This is a genomic window from Mucilaginibacter phenanthrenivorans, from assembly GCF_024721155.1.
GTDB lineage: Bacteria > Bacteroidota > Bacteroidia > Sphingobacteriales > Sphingobacteriaceae > Mucilaginibacter > Mucilaginibacter phenanthrenivorans.
Window position 1 is genome coordinate 415,866 of sequence record NZ_JAHVAP010000005.1, and the last position, 19,932, is coordinate 435,797.

The 19,932-nt window shown below is 41.8% G+C and carries 19 protein-coding genes and 1 riboswitch; of the genes, 7 read left to right on the plus strand and 12 right to left on the minus strand.

Annotated elements, in window-relative coordinates:
* Positions 1-100: 100 nt before the first annotated feature.
* From KXD93_RS14010 to KXD93_RS14030, 5 genes are all read right to left on the minus strand, one after another.
* On the minus strand, positions 101-910 hold the full coding sequence (locus KXD93_RS14010; protein WP_258137766.1) for a sterol desaturase family protein: 810 nt from the start codon (positions 908-910) through the stop codon (positions 101-103).
* A 16-nt stretch (positions 911-926) separates the two neighbouring features.
* On the minus strand, positions 927-1,718 hold the full coding sequence (gene cdaA / locus KXD93_RS14015; protein ID WP_258137767.1) for a diadenylate cyclase CdaA: 792 nt from the start codon (positions 1,716-1,718) through the stop codon (positions 927-929).
* Positions 1,719-1,986: 268 nt separating this feature from the next.
* The gene (locus tag KXD93_RS14020) at positions 1,987-2,469 is read right to left on the minus strand and encodes a group II truncated hemoglobin (RefSeq protein WP_258137768.1); all 483 of its coding nucleotides are present in this window, start codon (positions 2,467-2,469) and stop codon (positions 1,987-1,989) included.
* A gap of 92 nt (positions 2,470-2,561) precedes the next feature.
* Positions 2,562-3,614 (minus strand): TerC family protein, encoded by a 1,053-nt coding sequence (locus KXD93_RS14025; protein ID WP_258137769.1) that lies wholly within the window; start codon positions 3,612-3,614, stop codon positions 2,562-2,564.
* Positions 3,614-4,585, minus strand: coding sequence for a polyprenyl synthetase family protein (locus tag KXD93_RS14030; RefSeq protein ID WP_258137770.1), 972 nt, complete (start codon positions 4,583-4,585; stop codon positions 3,614-3,616). Before KXD93_RS14030 ends, KXD93_RS14025 begins: the two co-directional genes overlap by 1 nt.
* Before the next feature lie 364 nt (positions 4,586-4,949).
* Between KXD93_RS14030 and KXD93_RS14035 the strand changes: the two genes are divergently transcribed.
* A complete protein-coding gene (locus tag KXD93_RS14035; protein WP_258137772.1) occupies positions 4,950-5,339 on the plus strand; it encodes a DoxX family membrane protein in 390 nt (129 codons plus the stop codon).
* Between the two features lie 44 nt (positions 5,340-5,383).
* On the opposite strand, the gene KXD93_RS14040 is transcribed toward KXD93_RS14035, so the two are convergent.
* Both KXD93_RS14040 and KXD93_RS14045 read right to left on the minus strand, forming a co-directional pair.
* Positions 5,384-9,550, minus strand: a complete 4,167-nt coding sequence (locus tag KXD93_RS14040; protein WP_258137774.1) for a P-loop NTPase fold protein — start codon at positions 9,548-9,550, stop codon at positions 5,384-5,386.
* A 109-nt stretch (positions 9,551-9,659) separates the two neighbouring features.
* The gene (locus tag KXD93_RS14045; RefSeq protein WP_258137775.1) at positions 9,660-10,184 is read right to left on the minus strand and encodes a glycine-rich domain-containing protein; all 525 of its coding nucleotides are present in this window, start codon (positions 10,182-10,184) and stop codon (positions 9,660-9,662) included.
* 192 nt (positions 10,185-10,376) lie between these two features.
* Between KXD93_RS14045 and KXD93_RS14050 the strand changes: the two genes are divergently transcribed.
* From KXD93_RS14050 to KXD93_RS14060, 3 genes are all read left to right on the plus strand, one after another.
* Positions 10,377-11,126 (plus strand): SGNH/GDSL hydrolase family protein, encoded by a 750-nt coding sequence (locus tag KXD93_RS14050; protein ID WP_258137776.1) that lies wholly within the window; start codon positions 10,377-10,379, stop codon positions 11,124-11,126.
* Positions 11,127-11,234: 108 nt separating this feature from the next.
* Positions 11,235-11,717, plus strand: coding sequence for a GNAT family N-acetyltransferase (locus tag KXD93_RS14055; RefSeq protein WP_258137777.1), 483 nt, complete (start codon positions 11,235-11,237; stop codon positions 11,715-11,717).
* A gap of 63 nt (positions 11,718-11,780) precedes the next feature.
* A complete protein-coding gene (locus KXD93_RS14060; protein ID WP_258137778.1) occupies positions 11,781-12,311 on the plus strand; it encodes a lipocalin family protein in 531 nt (176 codons plus the stop codon).
* Here the strand turns inward: KXD93_RS14060 and KXD93_RS14065 are convergent, their stop codons facing one another.
* Positions 12,312-12,680 carry a response regulator transcription factor gene (locus KXD93_RS14065; protein WP_258137779.1) on the minus strand — a complete coding sequence of 123 codons (369 nt, stop codon included), beginning with the start codon at positions 12,678-12,680 and terminating at the stop codon, positions 12,312-12,314.
* Positions 12,681-12,800: 120 nt separating this feature from the next.
* On the opposite strand from KXD93_RS14065, the gene KXD93_RS14070 reads away from it, so the two are divergent.
* Both KXD93_RS14070 and KXD93_RS14075 read left to right on the plus strand, forming a co-directional pair.
* The gene (locus tag KXD93_RS14070) at positions 12,801-13,376 is read left to right on the plus strand and encodes a Crp/Fnr family transcriptional regulator (protein ID WP_258137780.1); all 576 of its coding nucleotides are present in this window, start codon (positions 12,801-12,803) and stop codon (positions 13,374-13,376) included.
* 79 nt (positions 13,377-13,455) lie between these two features.
* Complete coding sequence (locus KXD93_RS14075; RefSeq protein WP_258137781.1) at positions 13,456-14,433, plus strand: quinone oxidoreductase family protein; 978 nt, start codon at positions 13,456-13,458, stop codon at positions 14,431-14,433.
* 38 nt (positions 14,434-14,471) lie between these two features.
* On the opposite strand, the gene KXD93_RS14080 is transcribed toward KXD93_RS14075, so the two are convergent.
* The 4 genes from KXD93_RS14080 to metE are packed head-to-tail and all read right to left on the minus strand — an operon-like array spanning position 14,472 to position 17,888.
* A complete protein-coding gene (locus tag KXD93_RS14080) occupies positions 14,472-14,891 on the minus strand; it encodes a 6-pyruvoyl trahydropterin synthase family protein (RefSeq protein WP_258138084.1) in 420 nt (139 codons plus the stop codon).
* A gap of 2 nt (positions 14,892-14,893) precedes the next feature.
* A complete protein-coding gene (locus tag KXD93_RS14085; RefSeq protein ID WP_258137782.1) occupies positions 14,894-15,280 on the minus strand; it encodes an acyl-CoA thioesterase in 387 nt (128 codons plus the stop codon).
* Positions 15,277-15,519: a cysteine-rich CWC family protein gene (locus KXD93_RS14090; protein ID WP_258137783.1), complete on the minus strand. Its 243-nt coding sequence runs from the start codon at positions 15,517-15,519 to the stop codon at positions 15,277-15,279. The genes KXD93_RS14085 and KXD93_RS14090 overlap by 4 nt, the downstream gene beginning before the upstream one ends.
* A gap of 50 nt (positions 15,520-15,569) precedes the next feature.
* Positions 15,570-17,888: a 5-methyltetrahydropteroyltriglutamate--homocysteine S-methyltransferase gene (metE, locus tag KXD93_RS14095; RefSeq protein WP_258137784.1), complete on the minus strand. Its 2,319-nt coding sequence runs from the start codon at positions 17,886-17,888 to the stop codon at positions 15,570-15,572.
* A 162-nt stretch (positions 17,889-18,050) separates the two neighbouring features.
* Positions 18,051-18,239, minus strand: a riboswitch (cobalamin riboswitch).
* A 288-nt stretch (positions 18,240-18,527) separates the two neighbouring features.
* Here metE and KXD93_RS14100 point away from each other — a divergent pair.
* On the plus strand, positions 18,528-19,931 hold the full coding sequence (locus KXD93_RS14100) for a DUF3500 domain-containing protein (protein ID WP_258137786.1): 1,404 nt from the start codon (positions 18,528-18,530) through the stop codon (positions 19,929-19,931).
* The last annotated feature ends 1 nt before the right edge of the window (position 19,932 follow it).

The window sequence follows — 19,932 nt, forward strand, 5'->3', positions numbered from 1 at the left end:
ACCGTGCTTGATTATTGGAATATAAGCAATACGCTCCGTAAAGATATAATAAAATACGGTTGTTGTAACGACAAATAGTTAATTAATAAGCATTTAATACTTATTGAACAGCTTCACCGGTCGGCACGGCGACTACGTTCTCCTGCTTTCGTTGTGTTACTACTTTGTTAAAGGTTTCTTCATAATCCGGGTGGTTGGTATGCATTACCCTGTCCCAAAAGTTAAAATATAGCCCGTAATTGCACTTTACCAGACGGTGGTGCATATTGTGATGTGTAGAAGTATTGTGCCACTTAAAAATCTTATGACTGGCAAAGCCCTCGGGGAAAAGTTCGTAACCCAAATGCCCAGCAACATTCAACAGCAGTGAATAAACTCCGAATATGGTGATTGCTGAAGTATGATGCGGGATGGTGAACGCGATGATTGGAATAATACCCACCTCAACAAATGCCTCCAGCGGGTGAAAGGCATAGGCGGCAAATGGCGTTGGGTTAGTTGACAGGTGATGTGTTTTGTGTACCCATTTAAACAATGGCTTCCAGTGCATGGCACGGTGTGTCCAGTAAAAATAGGTATCATGCATAACTATCATCAGCAGAATACTGATGAAATAATATCCGTACCCATATTTGTTAATGGGTGTGTAAACGAGTGTTAACCCCTTAGAGCCCGCTATTATCGTCAGCATGATCACAAAGCCGAAGATCAATACAGTAAAAAAGGAATACCTTATTTCGCGGAAGATGTGCTGCTTATCCGGGTACTTTTGCTGGATTTTTGCCTGCCAGTATTTTTTGTTCCTCCACACATAAAAAAACAAGTAGAAGGAACCTGTAAATAGCAGGTAACGCAAGCTTACATTAAGCAAAACCCGTAAGGTATCGAATGAATAAAGCGTTTGCATCATATAAGAACGTTAAATATTAAAAATCCTTATTCAGCAGTTTTTCCAATTCGGCAAAACTGATGTTCATTTTAACCCGACCCTGCTTGGCGTAAGAGATCTCGCCGGTTTCTTCAGACACAATGATGGCTGTGGCGTCGTTGGTTTCAGTTACACCTATGCCTGCACGGTGGCGTAAGCCAAATTGCGTTGGCAGGTCGGTCTTTTCAGTAAGGGGTAAAATACAGCTGGCTGATTTTATCTTGTTCTCGGCAATAACAACCGCACCATCATGCAGCGGACTATTTTTTTGAAAGATACTTTCCAGCAGCCGCTTTGAGATCTTTGCTTCAATTACCTCACAGCTGTTCTGGTAAAATTGCTCATCATAATATTTGGCGAATACGATAAGGGCACCGGTACGGGTTTGTTTCAGGCTTTTACAGGCATCAATAATTGGCTTTATGCGGGCGTAATTATCCTTTTCTATCTGCGCCTTGCCAAAAAAATACTGCCACCAGGCCTTGTTACGCTGCAGCGAGGCGTTCTTCCCTACCAGCAGCAAAAACCGCCGGATCTCCTGTTGAAACAGGATGATAACGGCAATGATGCCCACATCGGCCACTTTTTTGAGGATGCCGGCAAGCAACGGCATTTTTGAGTCGGGAACGATAAAGTAAAGCACATAAATAAGCGCCAGACCGATAAAAATATTGGCAGCAATAGTCCCCCTGATCAGGTTATACAGCTGGTAAATAATAATTGCCAGCAGCAAAATGTCCAATATAGAAAAGGGAGTAATCTTGAAGAGCTTAAAATCAATCCATTGCATTTGGCTAAGGTAAGCACTTTGTTTGAGAGATTAGAGACCGGAGATCAGAGATTAGTAAAATGCGAAGGAAGACTCACTCAACCGTCATGGCGAGGAACGAAGCCAGCTCTACATAGGACAATCGAGGAACCTTTATGCTGATGTGACCTTACAACCGCTGATTGGTTACCACAATACCTTTGGGCGCTGATCTGTATAGCTTAGAGGTTGCTTCGTTCCTCGCAATGACGCACGGTGAAGGGTATTCGCACATTCGCACATCAATAAATCACCCCAAAAACGGCCCACCTGGTACGCCCCAACCCCATTCGGGCATTGGTACGTTGGGGTCTTCGGTAACTTCGCTGGTATTTGAATTGATGACGGCTATGCGGGTCCCCCATTCCAGGTATGCTAAAAAGGCGGAACGAAATTCCGGATCGGCAGGCAGGTCCAGTTCATCGGCGGTTTGCAGCAGCAGTTCCATCCAGCGCCTACGGTGCGTTTCAGTGAGATATTTTTGCAGGTGCTTTTTGATCATCTCGAAGTGGCTGCCTTCCGATTCACTATAAACCTTCGGGCCACCTAAAACTTCGGCCACAAAATGCGCCACATGCAACCGGTGTTGCGCCGACATGTGTTTGAAAACCGGCTCAAGGATCTCATCAGCCAAAACCTTGTCGTAAAATTTATCAAAAAGAGTTACAAACACTTCCATGCCTCCGGCCCATTCATAAAGTGTAGGAATTTTGGGGTTGCTGTTGTCTGCCATATTTTTGTAGATATGAGATTTGAGACGTGAGATTTAAGATTGTAACGAAGTCAAATTTACGAAGTTTTAAAAACTTCGTAAATTTTATCTAGCTATGCTTTCACTTCTTCCTTCTTCGGAAATATCAAAGACGCCGCCACACTTACAACCAGGATGCCTAAGATTATCAGGAGGGACCTGCCTGTAGTGAGTCCGATCTCTTCAACATAATTTGCCCCCAGCATTTTTAAGCCGATGAATGCCAGCAATACTGCCAGGCCAACCTTCAAGTAATGGAACTTATCGATAATATTTACCAGCAGGAAGAACATGGAACGCAGGCCCAGGATAGCAAAAATATTAGAGAAGAAAACGATATAAGGATCCTTGGTGATGGAAAAGATCGCGGGGATAGAATCCACTGCAAAAACAAGATCGGTAACTTCGATGATGAGCAGCACCAGGAACAATGGCGTGATCAGCTTTTTACGGTTGATCTTTATAAAAAATTTATCGCCCTCAAACTTTGGGTGTACCGCAAAATATTTGGATGCAAATTTTACTATTTTATGGTTCTCCGGGTCAATTTCATCCTCCTGGTTCCGGTTGATGAACATGGTAACGCCGGTGTACACCAAAAATGCGCCGAATAAGTACAGGATCCAATGGAAATGGGTAATCAGTGTCGATCCCAGGAAAATAAAGCTAAACCGCATCAGTACCGCGCCGATGATACCCCAAAAAAGCACCTTATGGTAATATTTCGGGTTAACTGCAAATGCCGTAAATATCAGCACAATCACAAAGATATTATCAACCGATAAGGCATATTCTACCACGTAGCCGGTAATAAATTCCAGCCCCAGGTTATTGCGATAAAGCTTCAACCCACCCTGGAAATCATTAGGATTTAGTTTCAGGTTATGAAAGTGTTCGACATTGATCCTTTGCAGCGCGGCGAAGCTATCCACGTGGTGAAGCAGGTCGCCGAAATTCAGGATCAATACGTAAAAGATCAGCGCGAATGTTACCCAAACAGCGCTCATGATGCCGGCCTGCTTAAGGCTCACCGGCCTGTCGGTTTTGGCGAAAAGGCCCAGATCCAGCGACAACATTATTAAAATGAACACGATGAAGCCTAATATGAAGATCAGCTCGCTGCTCATTATTTATTGCGTTCAGTTGTAAAGCGAACCAGTTGTTCCAGCCCTGTGCGTGCCTCACCTGCCGGGAAGGTATTTAATATCTCAAAAGCCTCGTCCTGGTATTTCTTCATGGCGGCTTCGGCGTATTGTAATCCACCGGTCTCCTTCACAAAGTTAATAATGCGGGCAATCTTTTCAGGTTCGTCGTTATGGTTTTTAACCAGGTTTATCATTTGCTTTTTAACATCAGGCTTGCTGCTATTAAGCGCATAAATTAGCGGTAGCGTAACTTTTTTTTCCTTTATGTCGATACCGAGCGGCTTGCCCACATCGTCGGTTCCGAAATCAAACATGTCATCCTTTATCTGGAACGCTATACCTATCTTCTCGCCAAAAAGGCGCATCTTCTCAATGGTTTCATCATCGGCGCCGGCAGATGCGGCGCCGCATTCGCAGCAGCTGGCTATCAGGCTGGCCGTTTTCTGGCGGATCACTTCGTAGTAAACCTTTTCCTCAATATCCATCCTCCGCACCTTTTCCACCTGCAGCAATTCGCCCTCGATCATCTGTTCCATAGCGGTAGAAACGATCTTCAAAAAACGATAATCATCGTTCTTCATGGACAGCAGCAAACCCTTCGATAGCAAAAAATCACCTACCAAAACGGCTATCTTGTTTTTCCATAATGCGTTTATTGAGAAAAAGCTGCGGCGCTGGTACGAGTTGTCCACCACATCATCATGGATCAACGTAGCGGTATGCAGCAATTCAACAAGGGCGGCCCCGCGATGGGTAGATTCATTGATTCCTCCGCAAATGCTGGCAGAAAAAAACACGAACATCGGCCTGATCTGCTTGCCTTTGCGTTTAACAATATAATGGGTAATACGGTCGAGCAATGGCACCGAGCTTTGCATGGAAGCCTTAAACTTCCCCTCAAAAACATCAATATCAGCCGCAATAGGTTTTTTAATCTCGTTGATGCTCAGCATTAAATTACACGCTTTTTTATAGATGATGCCGCCTAATTGACAATCGCACAAACATAGTGAAAAAGTTCATAGTTCATGGTTGATGGTTCATGGTAATATTGTCATTTGTTAACGGTAAAACGGGTGAGCATGCTTTCGGCTATGAACTATGAACCATCAACTATGCCCCCCTCCCCATTAAACCTTTCCCATTTATATCAGTCTATCAATTAACAATACGGCCCCAGTGAAAAAGGTTATGGCGAAAAGAGAGCGGCTGTATTGTAAGCGATAGTTTTTGTATGAGTTAGGTTTTCATGAGGCGTCTGCAGTTTTACTGCGGGCGCTTTTTTTGATTGGCAGGTTTTATGTTTAAGTTTGATTAATGAAAACCACCGTACTTATTTGCCGCATATTGCTCGGGTTTCTCTACCTGGTGTTCGGGCTTGATTATTTCCTGCATTTTATTCCCTACCAACCGCTGCACACGGGCAAGGCAGGCGCCTTTATTGCGGGACTTAAAGGCACAGGCTACTTTTACCCCATGCAGAAGGTGATCCAGATTGCCGGCGGCATCTCATTGCTCATTAATCGTTATGCGCCGTTTTCGGCGGTGGTGCTTTTCCCGATCAGTTTAAATGTGCTGCTGTTTCATACCATTTTAGTGCCATCGGGCTGGCTGATGGGCCTTACCTTAATGGTGCCCAATTTGCTTTTGGGATGGGGATATAAGAAGTATTATGAAGGATTGTTTGTGTTGAAGGCGGTGGTGTGAAGAGGGAGAGAATCGAATGTTCTTACACAATCCTGATATTTTTCTTAGTTGCTCGTCGATTTAACATCATTAAAAAATTGTGCGGGATTAAAATTAATAATTGATTTTTTGCATTCTTCTATATTTAAATCAAAAACATTATTTATCATTAAGTATCTGTCCATTGCAGCTCCAAAATGATACGAATTGTCATTAAAATCGTCTTCTAAATATAGCATTCCATTGATCATGTTTTTGTACTCTGTGCCGTATGAATGCAGCCGAATGGCCTTTTCAAATAAGTCCTTTGCCATTTTAAAATGATAGTTTTTATTAAGCGATGAATAAGAGCCCTCTCCCAACAAGAAATCAAGCTCATCTTTTAAATTTATATCGACAGGAAAATCCCTAATATAATCATCCAAATCTTCATCGAGAAATTGGGCCAAATGAAAATGGGTATAAGCAGAAAACCGATAACCGATAACAAAATCATTATTATATATCTCGAGAATACGAAGCAAGGAGAGTAAACTATAAACGTAATTAATCACTAAAGCTGGAATGTTTTTGGTCTCAGTTTTCTTTAGTTGTTTGTAAGAGAATTTAGCATGAAAATCGAGTTCCAGAATTCGGGCATATTGGGTAGAAATTGAATTGTTGGAAGATATAAACAAGGAAGTATCCTTGATCTCAGCCCCTGTTTTTAACTTGATAAAGCCAGACAATAAAACTGCTTCCCTTGTGTCAGCATGATTGGAGATATTATTTAATGACATGCTTTCCACCATTTTATCAATTTCACCTTGTCTATCTTTTTTGCTTTTCAAATGGCTTTCCATTTTAGCTTTTTCTAGCATGTGCAAATCCGTATTAGCTGCATTGTTGCCGGCAATCTCGATAACCCGTTTAACCAACAAATCATCAATATATTCATGGACAAAATCCGGAGGTATAGCATTAACATTATCTTTATCACCTTTTGTAAGAATTATTCTTAAAACATGCATGATCTTTCTAAACTGGAAACTTCCGCTAATTGCCCTGCCATGTTTTATAAAAAATTCCCCCGACAAATAATAACACAATAAAATATCTTTAAAGGAAAAATCCTCTTGAGTGATCGGCTGTTTGAGAAAAAGCTGAAATTTACGCAGCAGATCCGGCTCATTTTGTACCGCTTCCTTCGACTCTAAATCAAAAATCTCATAAACCTTAAAATTGGAATATTTATCCTTTTCCTTATGTTGATACATAGCCAAAAGACAATCCCCAATATTTGACAGAAAATAAGCTAAATACCGATGATCAAGGCCCCTTAAAAGAAAGTTTTCCTTATCCTTAATTATACTTTCTAGTAAATCGCTTATAATATTTTTGTCCTTGCAAATTAAATTCAGGGTCCTTTCATCAGAAGGACTTTTTCTTGAATCTATTGTAGCACAAATTCCAAGCAAATACAAATGTAATGCGAATAAAGGCTTCCTCCGTAATTTAGACTTAACATTGAAATTGCCTTTACGATTTTCAAGCTTCTCGAGATCCTTTAAAAAAGTTGACCGGCCTGCATCAGATAATTCAAACGCATTTTCTGCAGCCGTTATTTGGTCTCCTTTATTTTTACCAAGTGTGTTTTTAAAATATGCGAGGTTTCCCGCGTGTAATAATAAATTGGCATGTACGATTGTTGGTTTATTAAATTCTTCGTTCACAAAATTTATCATTTTGCTAACATTATAAATATCTTTTGTAAAATCCCGAACCCCGCTGAACCTCATCTTCTCCTTAATGATCATTTTTGCTAAAAAGCCTTGAATAATCAGCGGCATAATCTCCTGTAGAAAAGACTTATCAAAATTACGTAGTGTGCTATTGTGAAGGTTTTTGCCTTCGCCGGTTTCCCTTAATACAGTTTGAAAATTGTAGATAAATTGAACCGTGTCACGGGTACATTCCGAATATAATGCTGAGGCGCTATCGAATGAGTTTATTTTTTCGAAACATAAGCCCAACTTAAGTTTAATTCTAACAAGAGTCACAAAATCAGATATATCAATAGTGGCAACAGGCAACATATCAACTGGCTTTATTGCATCTTGATAGGCTAAAATAGCATCATTATATTCCTGATCGAAAAAATGCAAATCGCCCAGAATATGATTTAAATGTGTTATGGAAAATACCTGTTGGTACACATTTAAATCGGTATTTAATTGCTGATAATTATAACGAAGCTCTTTAATTTTATCACGGACGTGAATTTTAACCAAGTAACTTTCGTCAAGTGTAAAATTTAAGCCCGCTCCCTCTTGTTCAAAAATCTTTGACAGGTACGAGATTTCATTTAGAGTACGGCTAAAAAACTTGTAATTAAATAGCCCAATTTCGATTTCCCTAAGGTGATTCAAAGTAAGATGTTCAATGATTTTATTTATATGATCACGCAACGCGGGGGTCTTATTGGCGGAAAGGATTTCCGGAATTAGTTCAAGGTTCGACAAGGAGAAGGCAAACGGGTGAAATTTAAGCAGATGATCAAAAAGATACGGCGTAGACTGAATAATGTTGTCGCTGAAAAGTTTGAAACTCCGTCCATATTTAATTAAAAAAGGCCTGTATAAATAATTGATAAAGCCAAACCTGTATTGATTGTCGTAATTAAAATATAAATAAAGATTTGAGTTACTATTAGTTTCTTCAAATACTATGGTACGACTGTCAAAAGAATCTTTCCCCGGCTTTAAAATAATTAGCTCTTGAATTTCCTTTATCATTTTCTTTGGCGAACCATTACTGCGATATGTTAGATAGGTTACAAACTTTTGAAGGATAAAGTATAATTTAACAAACTCCGGCTCGTCTTTACCGAAGGAAACAAAACCTCGATCGGAGAAATTATAGCCGGTGTACTTATCAACTGCCGACTTAAATAATGAATCTTCGATATTTTGTCCGAAAAGAACGCCCTTTAAATACTCTTCGGTTGCATAGCTTAAAGAAGCGTTATTTTTATTGCTGTCGCCTTCCCTGATATCCTTTTCCTTTAAAAAACTTTCAATATTAAAAACATAGGTAAAGATACTGCTTACTGATGCCTGCCGATCAGCTACATCTGCAAGAGACGCATCAAACATTTCGCGTCCCGCAATAAAAATAAATCGCGCTTCCGCTGTTGTAAAAAAGTTTTTTAGCCCCGCAATTATATTGATAACCGCCTGCTTTCGATCACGTACCCTACGCTCATAGGAATTTGCTGTGTCCTTATTGTCAGCGTCATCGTAAAAATAAAGTGCACCAACCGTAGGCTCAACTTTATCCAATTCGTCAAAAATAAAGATGAATTCTTTATTTGCCTCCTTTAGAAATCCCTGTAGCTCGTATTCAATCTCTTTGGTAGTCGCTAATGCCGACTGCTTGATAGTTTTCTCGCTATTTCCTAATATCCTTGCATTTATTCCCTGAAAACTTATTTCATCATTGTTACTATTCTCTTCTGAAATTACCGAGTAGCATCTTTCGGTTAAATGTTTGATGCGGCGCTCGGGCGTCATTTTTTTTTCGTGGTGATGATGATATTTCTTTAAACCTACATATATAACAAGAAATAAGGCGACACCGCCTGTACACCAACATAGAGCATGGAAACTCTCTGGTATTGATTTAACTCCCGGATAAAAAACGTTTATAGCATCGGTTCGGAACAATATTGTGGCCAGGATAATGGCACCAAGTATAACCGGAACCATTAATATTTGCGTTATCAATAGCACCCAGTTTATTCGCTGACGAGGGTATTGATCGTTTATACTTGTAACCATTAACCGCAGAATGTCTATTTCCTTTGGATTGTTCTGGGTTAAAGTTAAGTGTATAGGAATAATTGCCTCCGCCCTTTTTCTCCTTGCTCTTTCGGTCAATATCTCCCCATTTTTCTCGGGATTCTTTTTGTAGTGATCAAGTACTACGTTAACAAAGCTCGTCTTTCCCATCCCCCGAAAGCCGGTAACTAAGAAAATACCCTTCTTCGATTTACTTTGGAGAAACTGATGAAATTTTGCCGAATGCTGTTTCCTGCCGATAAAGCCTGTTGGCTGTTTTTTAGCATCAGCTGTTTTTCTCTTTGGATCATCAGTATCTATAGGAAAAGGATTATTTTGCATGTCATAATCTTCTCTTATTTGTAAGGCGATGTTCTTGATAAAAGAGTTAGGAAGAAAACGTTGTGTGCTCATGTTTGAGTCGCATCAAAATGTTATCAGAATAAAGAAATTGAGAAAAATTCAGTCACCACTTATTGAGCAAATACCCACTTAAATGTAGTTTACAAAGAGTGTAAAGAAACTAATTTTCAGGTTCAGGAGGCAATTCGGGACTTCCAGGTTTAGGTGGCTCGGGGTCATCATAACAATCGTAAGGCCCCATGCAATCTCTGCATTTTGCACCGTCGATCATTAAAGAAGAAAAATACCTTTCTCCAAAGGTCGTTTTATATAATTCCAAAGTTTCAAATTCTAAAGATTCAATTGCTGTTTTATTCTCTTCATCTACCTCTACCGGACAATGATGAATATATTTACCATTTACTTTATCACAAAATGAAATATAATCCTGTGTAAATAGAATATGACTATGCCACATTTGGTCTACAGCATAGGAAAAAGGAACGCGCTTAGATCCTTTCATAGTACATAAAAAAATAAACCTTTTGTACTGCTTTTCTAATTGATCAATTTGTTCAGCTGCACAATAGCCCTTTTTTATTATATAGCATCTAACTGCCGTCAAATCCCAATTTATAATTTTTTTAAAAACATCATTTTCTAAATAAGTTGCTGATTTTGCTAAGGTCTTAGGTGTCAATTCCATACGAGGTTATTTAAAACTAATTTAAGGATAAATTTTATATAAATAAAGAAGAAAAATAAAATAAAGCCTTAAGTATGTTTTTCGAATAATTTCAATTTGCTAAATCAATTTAGCTTTCATACATTTGCTATACAAACCAATAAGAGTCTTCCATTTCGTGAACCAGAAAAAGCAATATTATAACCCAATCACATGAAAACTATAAAACTACTACTCTGTCTCTTGTTACTGACCGGCATCCAGGCAAAAGCCCAGCAAACCGAAGAACAAAAAAAGGCCGAGGCATGGGCCAATTTCCAGAAGATGATTGAGGAACGCATCCACAAGGATTGGGCCTGGATAAAGCGTTACGAGGACGACAATGAAAAACTGCCGCCACCTTCCATCGGCGAAAAGCGTGTGGTGTTTATGGGCAACTCCATCACCGAAGGCTGGATTAATACCGACCCCGGCTTTTTTACGGGGAGGCCTTATATCAACCGGGGCATCGGCGGACAAACCACGCCGCAAATGCTGGTAAGGTTCAGGGAGGATGTGATCAACCTGAAACCCACCGTAGTGGTAATTTTAGCGGGAATTAATGACATTGCCGAGAACACCGGCCCCTCAAAAATTGAGAATGTAGCCGGCAATATATTTTCAATGGCCGAACTTGCCAAAGCGGCGCATATAAAAGTGGTGCTTTCGTCGGTATTACCGGCACTCGCCTTTCCGTGGCATCCGGGTATAGATCCGCGTGCATCGATAATTAAATTAAATGAGCTGTTAAAAGCCTATGCACAAAAAAACAAGCTAGGTTATATTGATTATTACTCCGCCATGGTTAACGCGGACCAGGGTTTAAAGAGTGAGTGGGCGACAGACGGGGTTCACCCCAACCTTGCCGGTTATAAGGTAATGGAACCGCTTGCAGAAGTTGAAATAGTTAAGGCGCTGAAATAGTCGAGCCAGGTGGTATTTTATTGGTAATGCTGATGATAATTCGACATTTGTTTTAAACTTTTTGCCTTCGCGCAGTATTTTTAGAGGCAAAAACAAAACGAATAAAAAATGTCAATCGTCAGCATTAAAATAGCCGATACAACCGAACAGTTTGAACAAGCGAAAATATTATTTGAAGAATATGCCGCTTCATTAGATTTCGACCTCGGTTACCAGGATTTCAAAAAGGAATTAAGCACCATCGCCCAACAATACAAACAACCTGAAGGAGCCTTGCTTTTGTGTTTTGTCGACAATGACGAAACCGCAGGTTGTGCCGGGGTACGCAAATTTTCTGAAGAAATAGCAGAACTAAAGCGGCTATATGTAAAGCCCGCCTATAGGAGTTTGAAAATAGGAAAAAGCTTATTGGAATCGGCAATTGAAACGGCAAGGCAGCTGAATTATAAATTCATCAGGCTCGACACCGTGCCGGGCCAAACAAAGGCCCAGGAGCTATACCGTTACCTCGGATTTTATGAAATTGAGCCATACCGGTACAGCCCGATAGCAGGCACCATCTATTTTGAAAAAAGACTTATTGAAAATTGACGAAGCGGGAGTTAACCGGGTCAGGGGGAAAAACTAAATCAGTATTCCGAACGTTCTTTAGGTATGAAAAAAGAGAAATGGATGATCGGCGCGGCTGTCGGGGCTGGGATAGCCGGGGTGGCTTATGCCTTATGGCCCAAAGGGAAGATTCCCAAAAGCGCGATAGTACAGCCTTTTGATAAAAGGAAATACATGGGCATGTGGTATGAGATTGCCCGTCTGCCAAACCGCATTGAAAAAAACTTAAAGAATTTAACCGAAGAATACTCGCTGAATGAGGATGGTTCCATCCGTGTTATTACGCGCGCATACAATTTTGAAAAGAATAAACCGGTAGAAGCCGAAGGCAAGGCAAAATTTAAGGGGCCGGAAACTCGCGGCAAGTTAGAGGTAGCCTACTATCTTCCTATTTACCTCGACTATAATGTGCTTGATATTGATGAAGACTATCACTATGCACTTGTCTCGGGCAATAGCCTGGATTACTTGTGGTTCCTGTCCCGTGAAAACAGCATCCCGGATGATATCAAGACGCGTTTTCTTGCAAAAGCGGTATCGCTTGGCTTTAACACCGGCGAACTTGAATGGATGTAGTTAATTAACGGCACCCGAATATGTACGCACCTTGCTCATAAAATCATCAAGCCCGAATGGTTTGGCAATATGATCGTCGGCACCGCAATCTATTTTAATTTGTTCGAGGTCGGAGTTACCTGATACGAGGATCACGGGTATATGTTTAAGGTCATCCTGCCCTTTAATATAGGCACACATAGATTGGCCATCTTCCCCTTTTAGGTTCAGGTCCAGCATCACCAGGCTTACCTCTTTATCATGCAGTTTACGCCGCGCCATGCCGGTATCAGCCAGGCTTATTACGCCGTAACCATCCATTTCAAGCAGGAGGCTCATCATTTCACCAATTATCGGTTCATCCTCTATAACCAGTACTTTTTGCTTCATATTTTACCTAAACAAATTAAGGGCCAATTCCTTAAATTTAACAACCTTTAACATCACATGAAAGCATCAGGTGCCATAGCATTATGAATATCTTAACTTAGCAAATCATATTATTAATTCATGCTTTTTCATTTCAAAGATAAATTTCCCCAATTAAGTACTTACTGGGATAAATACCTGGAGTTTCAGCAGCGGATGGAAGTTCCTGCGAAAACGGTTTTGCTGGAAGAGGGAAAAGTATCTGGGCACTACTTTTTTGTGGAAAAGGGCTGCGTCCGTTTATGCTTCAATAATAATGGCAACGATAAAACCGTGCAGTTTTTCTTTGAAAACGAGGGCTTAACCTCATTCGAAAGCTTCCTGAAAAACACCCCGAGCCTTTTCACCATCGAAACCATTGAACCATCCGTGGTTTACCTGCTGCCTAAAAAGCACCTCACCAATTTAATGGATGAATTGAGCCAGGAACCCGACTTTATTAAAATGATGTTAGCGATTTCTGCCGAGCGGCAATTGCATTACATGCACGAATTTGTTTCCTTCATCAGGGATACACCCGAACAACGCTACCAAAACCTGGTAAGTGAAAGGCCGCATATAGTTCAACGGGTACCACAGCATTACATCGCATCCTATTTAGGGGTAAGCAGGGTTCACCTCAGCAGGATAAAAAGCGCCCTTGCCAAAAAAAGATAGGGGGAATGCATTCGGTAACATATGTTATCGCCCGGCCTTTGGCATCGCTGTAAATTTGTCTTAACAAAAAACAAGAAGAATGAAGGCAGCAGTAATGTATCAGAAGGGTGAACTCCCTCAATATGTAGATTTCCCCGAGCCCACCGCTCAAAACAATGACGAACTATTGGTATCGGTAAAAGCCGTGGCTATAAAACATTTTGATAAAGGCAGAGCAACCGGCAAGCACTACTCAAGTGATGCCCCGAAGGAAGGCGGCCGCATTATTGGCGGCGATGGTGTTTGTATCCTTGAAGATGGCACAAGGGTTTACGGAATGGCGGTGAGCGGGATGCTTGCAGAGAAGGCCACCATTGTAAAAGACAGGATTGTAAAATTACCGGCCGGCGTAAGCGATGCAGCAGCGGCATCATTAGCAAATGCTGTAATTGGCGCAGCCATGGGTCTTCGGTTTAAAGCGGAGATTCAGCCGGGAGATGTGGTGCTGATCAATGGCGCTACCGGCTTTACAGGGCGGGTAGCAGTGCAGATAGCAAAACATTACGGCGCAAAAAAGGTAATTGCAACCGGGAGAAATCAACAATCGTTACAGGAGTTACTGAAGCTTGGCGCCGATGAGATCATTTCGGTTAAACAAGAAGACGAACAATTTATTGCGCAATTGAAGGAAACGCACGCAAGCACGCCGATTGATGTAATTATTGATTACCTGTGGGGACATACTGCCGAAATGATATTGCAAAGCTTAATGGGCAAAGGCTCGTTTACCCACAAAACCAAGTTTGTTTCTGTCGGCAGCATGACCGGCGACCTGATTCAATTATCAGCCGCCAACTTAAGAAGCGTTGATTTGCAGTTAACCGGATCTGGCCTGGGTAGCTGGCCTAAGGAACAGGTCCACAAACTTTTTTCCGAGATCCTGCCAGAGATGTTTCAGCTGGCAGCCGATGGCAAATTGAAGGTTGAAACCACCGAAGTTAAGCTGGAAGACATTGCTGAGCTTTGGGACCTGGATGTACCGGATGGGCGCAGACTGGTAGTGACAATAGCAGGTTAACCTATAGTCCGGAAGTTCCCGGCAGGTAACTAAGCGGATCAGTCTTTGCCAAAATATTCCGCGTAATTATTTTCGGTTTCAGCCAACTTAACCGAATGTAAAAACACGCCATTATAGGCTTCTACAGGTTCCTTTAGCTGGTTGAAAATTTCCATGCAAAGTAACTCTGTAGTAGCCATTTTGCCCTTCATAAATTCAACATCCAGGTTGAGGTTTTTATGGTCGAGCTTTTCAATCACGAAGCTATTTATGATCACCTTTAACTCTTTTAAATCAATAAGGTAAGCATTTTCATAAGTTACATTACCTTTTACGGTTACATAAAGAGTATAATTATGACCATGCCAGTTTGGATTGGCGCATTTACCAAATACCTTCAGATTCTCCTCATCCGGCCATTCTTCACGGTACATCCGGTGTGCAGCGTTAAAATGCTCTTTGCGTGTAACGTATACCAGCATTACTTGATGATCTTAACAGGTTTTTTATTTTCGTCAATAGCAACAAAGATAAAATCGCCATGAACGGCCAGTTCCCGGCCCTCGGCATACATTTGTTCAATATAGATCTCTACCCCTACTTTTAAACTGGTATTGCCAACATGAATAACCCGGCCCACAAGCTCCACTATTGTTCCGGCCGGTATAGGCTTTTTAAAATCGATCTTGTCACTGCTCACAGTAACCATTACCTGCCTGCTGAAACGGGTGGCTGTGATAAAAGCTGCTTCATCCATCATGTGCATGGCCGTACCGCCAAAAAGTGTATCGTAATGGTTAGTGGTATTGGGGAACACCGCTTTGAAAATCCGTGTTTCAGATCTGTTTATTCGTTCTTCTAAATTCATTGTTTTTTTATCGAGGCAAGTATTGCCTGTATTTTTTGTTTAACAGCAATTGAGCTGATCTCGTGTTTGATAGTTTGCAGGCAATGCCTGCAAAGGCAGTCGGTATAAGTAAGCCTGATATAATCCCATTCTGCATCGGTAAAGTTTATACCGTTGCACTGGCATTGCAGGATACTGCCTACCTTACATTCAAAGGCTATATTGCACCTTGGGCAGTGTTTTGCTTCGTGTTGAGCCATGGTTTAATTTTAAAACGGGCAGCACATTTTATGCTGCCCGGACCTTGTTTTTAAATTGTTTCCTTTACCGTTTCCCGCATTTGTTTGGCGGCGGCTACCATTTCAATTAAGGCCTTCTTTGTTTCATCCCATCCACGCGTTTTTAAACCGCAATCGGGGTTTACCCAAAGCTGGCTGTCGGGAATAACCGTTTCTGCCTTTTTAAGCAGACTGATCATTTCCTCGCGGTTAGGTACACGGGGCGAATGAATGTCATAAACACCGGGGCCAATTTCATTCGGATATTTAAAATCGGCGAAAACATCGAGCAGCTCCATCTGAGACCGGGATGTTTCAATCGTGATCACGTCAGCATCCATTTCGGCAATGCTCTTGATGATATCGTTAAATTCAGAGTAGCACATGTGCGTATGTATTTGCGTATCGTCGCTTACGCCGCTTGCAGAAATGCGGAATGCTTTTACCGCCCAATCCAGGTAAGCAGCCCAATCTTCCCGACGCAAAGGCAATCCCTCACGGATGGCAGGCTCATCAATCTGGATAATTTTAATCCCGGCGGTTTCCAGGTCGCAAACTTCATCGCGGATAGCCAAGGCAATTTGTGTACAGGTTTCAGAACGCGGCTGGTCATTCCGCACAAACGACCATTGTAAAATAGTTACGGGGCCGGTTAACATGCCTTTCATCCATTTTTTAGTTAATGATTGTGCATAAGCAGACCATTTAACCGTCATTGGTTGTGGCCGGGAAACATCGCCATAAATAATAGGTGGCTTTACACAGCGGCTGCCATAGCTTTGCACCCAGCCGTTTTGCGTAAACGTAAAGCCCGCCAGTTGCTCGCCAAAATATTCAACCATATCATTACGTTCAAACTCGCCGTGTACCAATACATCAAGGTCGATTTCTTCCTGCCATTTTACCGCCTTTTCCGTTTCCTCTTCAATCAGCGTATTGTATTCGGCTTCCGTTAAGGTACCTTTTTTAAATTGCGCACGCCAGCTTCTCACCTCCGCCGTTTGCGGAAACGAGCCTATTGTTGTTGTCGCAAACAGCGGCAGGTTTAGTAATTGATGCTGTAATTGTTTTCGTACAGAAAACTCATTTTGGCGGCTTGCATCTTTTTCGGTTATGTTTCCAACGCGTTGTTTAACCTTTTGGTTATGAATAAGGGCCGAAGATCTCCGGTTGGCATTAGCCTGCTTATTTTCTGCCAGGCGGTGTTCATTTCCTGCGCTTGCGTTACCTGATGAGAGATTTTTAAGCAACACCACTTCGCTTACTTTTTGCCGGGCAAAGGCCAGCCATTGTTTAATCTCAGGGGTTAGCACTGCCTCGTTTGTTTCATTATTGAGGTCGCAGGGCGAATGTACCAGGGAGCAGGATGGTGCTATCCACACACGATCAGCCCCTAACTTATCCTTTGCCTTTTGAATGATCTTTAACGACCGCTCAAAATCATTCTTCCAAATATTACGGCCATCCACAATACCCAAAGAAAGGATTGTTTTTTGCGGTAGTTGTGCGATAACCTCATCCAGTTGCTGCGGCGCACGAACCAGGTCGAGATGCAATACATCAACGGGCAGCGAAACGGTTAAAGCAGTATTACTACCGAGGCGTTCAAAATAAGTGGCCAGTACAATTTTCAGGAAGGGAAATTCCTTTCGCAATTGCTTGTAGGTGTCTCTATAAACCTGCTGCTCTTTTTCTGTAAGGTCGAGGGTTAAAAATGGTTCATCAAACTGGATCCATTCTGCACCCAATGCCTTTAATTTATTAATGATCTCTACGTACACCGGTAGCAGGTTTTTAACCAGGTCGAGCCGGTGAAAGCCCGCTTCCTTCTCCTTGCCCAATAACAAATACGAAACAGGGCCGATCAATACGGGCTTGGTTATAATGCCTGTTTGTTTAGCTTCATAGAATTCATCTATAACTTTATTGGAGAATAATTTGAATTGCTGATCCTTATAAAATTCAGGAACTATGTAATGGTAATTGGTATCAAACCATTTCGTCATTTCCATCGCCACTACATCCAGTCCGTCTTTCTGGTAGCCGCGAGCCATGGCAAAATAGAGATCGAGCTCTTCATTCCCCTTTTTCAAGATCACATCATGATAGCGTTTCGGGATGGCCCCAAACATCAGGGAATGGTCTAATACCTGGTCGTAATAGGAGAAATCGTTTGAGGGGATAATGTCGATCCCGGCATCCTTTTGGATCTGCCAGTTTTCGTGCCGGATGTTTTTCCCGACGGTTAGTACATTTTTTAATCCTGTTTTGCCTGCCCAATAATTTTCGCAGACTTTTTTTAACTCACGCTGGCTACCAATACGCGGGTAGCCGAGATTTTGTGTTAGCATTTCTTTTAATGATTAAATAAATAATTCAGTTAAAAGCCCGTTTAGCTAAACTTCGCAATGCTGTTTTTGGATAAGAAAAGAAGGGAGCGCACGCATGTAATTGCCAGGTAGGATCAACAATTAAAAACACGTAGTACCAGACTTTGCCTCATTCGCGAAAGCATTGTCAATTCAGTATGGCAGATATCCTGACTTATAACATTTTTACCGTCCTTCCCATACACATAATGCGACAGTGGACACGATTGGCAAAAACTTTTTATGTTACTTACAGTTGCGCGACAGTTCGTGATTTACACACGATTCCCTATTAATCTACAATTAAGTAAAACCTATACTGGTTGAAAAAGAAATAAAGTAAAGAACTTATATCAGGGCAAATGTAACTAATAGGAATGAGGAATTACTAAATATGATTGACCAAATGCTCATAAACAGGATTGTAGACTTCCCCAAAAATATCAGGATACTTCTTTACCATGCCGTCCCAAATCAACGCTTCATGCTATATTTTGTATGGATTAATTGTCGGCTAGCATCAGTTTATCGACACATCAGCCCCGCTTACCGATAATATCTATAATCCGAAAAGAATGGACAATACTTTCGGATCAGGAAACTAAAACAAATTATTAAATCATGAAAAAGTTAATACTTTTATCCGGGACGACCTTACTAATAGGGATCTGCATCCTGGTGGCTTGCAAAAAGAGCAGCAAAACAGACGGAACTACCACTGCTTCAGTTTCGGCTTTAACATGTGGTTCGGCAGTAGTATCATCAACAGCAACTGTGGATGTGGCATTTAGCGGCAGCGCTACGGTACCGTATACAGGTGGTAACGGGGCTGCTTATTCGGCAGGTACTGCTATCTCCTCAACCGGGGTTACCGGGCTAACGGCAACTTTAGCAGCGGGTACATTAGCCAGCGGGGCAGGTAGCCTTACGTACGCGATTGCCGGTACAGCAACGTCAACAGGTACCGCCGCCTTTTCCATTACCTTTGGCGGGCAAACGTGTAGTTTTTCAGTCACTGTAGGTACAGCAAGTACATCTACGGGATGCTCTACCTCAACAACCGTTGCATCAAAAGTAACCTGTTTAGCCAATGCTTTTTTAGCAACGCTTACCACTACGCAGCAGGCATCAGTTGTACTTACATTGAACCTGGCAAACGCAGAAAGATGGTCAAACCTGCCATGCGGGCTTTCATGCAGAAACGGATTGGCATTTAGCAGTTTAACCAGCACACAGTTAACCGCTGCAAAAGCTGTTGCACAGGCAGCCTTCGGAACAACAACCGGGGAAGGTTATGACGAATTCACCCAAATTATGGCTGCCGATGATTACCTGGGGCAAACTGCTTCCGGCTATTCTTCAGGCAACTATGTTATCGCATTTTTGGGTACCCCATCTACAACCGGGAAATGGATGCTGCAGATAGGCGGACACCATTACGCACAAAATATCACTTATGACGCCGGTGTAGTTACCAGCATCACACCGTTGCACCAGGGCGTAGAGCCAAAAGGTTCATTTACCTTAAACGGCACCACCTATAGTGGCCCAATGGAATCTGAACATACTGCTATGCAGAATATGCTTGGTTCGTTCACAAGTACTGAACTGGCTTCAGCAAAAATATCCAGTTCCTTCTCAGACTGTCTGATGATCCCGGGATCTACTACCAACACATTCCCAACCACCAAACAGGGAATTAAGGTAAGCACATTGAGCACGGCAGCACAGGCAAAAGTGTTGGCAGCCATGATGCCATGGATTAACGACCTGGATGCCACTTCTGCGGCTGCTTTCACTACCATTTATCAAAACGAGCTAGCAAGTACTTATGTGTGCTATGCCAGCAATACATCAGCAGTTGCCGGTACAGCCAGTTCATTTTTAACAACCAATACCGATTATGTGAGGATAGATGGACCAAGTGTTTGGATAGAGTTTATTTGCCAGACAGGTGTGGTGCTTTCCGGAATTCACTACCATAGCGTCATGAGAGATCATAGCCGTGATTATATAGGTTTATAAA

Bases quoted from the DNA above. Each gene is read 5' to 3' on its own strand.
- KXD93_RS14025 (WP_258137769.1), bottom strand. From the start codon at position 3,614: ATGAGCAGCGAGCTGATCTTCATATTAGGCTTCATCGTGTTCATTTTA.
- KXD93_RS14070 (WP_258137780.1), top strand. From the start codon at position 12,801: ATGCTTTTTCATTTCAAAGATAAATTTCCCCAATTAAGTACTTACTGG.
- KXD93_RS14055 (WP_258137777.1), top strand. From the start codon at position 11,235: ATGTCAATCGTCAGCATTAAAATAGCCGATACAACCGAACAGTTTGAA.
- KXD93_RS14075 (WP_258137781.1), top strand. From the start codon at position 13,456: ATGAAGGCAGCAGTAATGTATCAGAAGGGTGAACTCCCTCAATATGTA.
- metE (WP_258137784.1), bottom strand. From the start codon at position 17,888: ATGCTAACACAAAATCTCGGCTACCCGCGTATTGGTAGCCAGCGTGAG.
- KXD93_RS14040 (WP_258137774.1), bottom strand. From the start codon at position 9,550: ATGAGCACACAACGTTTTCTTCCTAACTCTTTTATCAAGAACATCGCC.
- KXD93_RS14065 (WP_258137779.1), bottom strand. From the start codon at position 12,680: ATGAAGCAAAAAGTACTGGTTATAGAGGATGAACCGATAATTGGTGAA.
- KXD93_RS14030 (WP_258137770.1), bottom strand. From the start codon at position 4,585: ATGCTGAGCATCAACGAGATTAAAAAACCTATTGCGGCTGATATTGAT.
- KXD93_RS14060 (WP_258137778.1), top strand. From the start codon at position 11,781: ATGAAAAAAGAGAAATGGATGATCGGCGCGGCTGTCGGGGCTGGGATA.
- KXD93_RS14090 (WP_258137783.1), bottom strand. From the start codon at position 15,519: ATGGCTCAACACGAAGCAAAACACTGCCCAAGGTGCAATATAGCCTTT.
- KXD93_RS14085 (WP_258137782.1), bottom strand. From the start codon at position 15,280: ATGAATTTAGAAGAACGAATAAACAGATCTGAAACACGGATTTTCAAA.
- KXD93_RS14045 (WP_258137775.1), bottom strand. From the start codon at position 10,184: ATGGAATTGACACCTAAGACCTTAGCAAAATCAGCAACTTATTTAGAA.
- KXD93_RS14020 (WP_258137768.1), bottom strand. From the start codon at position 2,469: ATGGCAGACAACAGCAACCCCAAAATTCCTACACTTTATGAATGGGCC.
- KXD93_RS14050 (WP_258137776.1), top strand. From the start codon at position 10,377: ATGAAAACTATAAAACTACTACTCTGTCTCTTGTTACTGACCGGCATC.
- KXD93_RS14100 (WP_258137786.1), top strand. From the start codon at position 18,528: ATGAAAAAGTTAATACTTTTATCCGGGACGACCTTACTAATAGGGATC.
- KXD93_RS14010 (WP_258137766.1), bottom strand. From the start codon at position 910: ATGATGCAAACGCTTTATTCATTCGATACCTTACGGGTTTTGCTTAAT.
- cdaA (WP_258137767.1), bottom strand. From the start codon at position 1,718: ATGCAATGGATTGATTTTAAGCTCTTCAAGATTACTCCCTTTTCTATA.
- KXD93_RS14035 (WP_258137772.1), top strand. From the start codon at position 4,950: ATGAAAACCACCGTACTTATTTGCCGCATATTGCTCGGGTTTCTCTAC.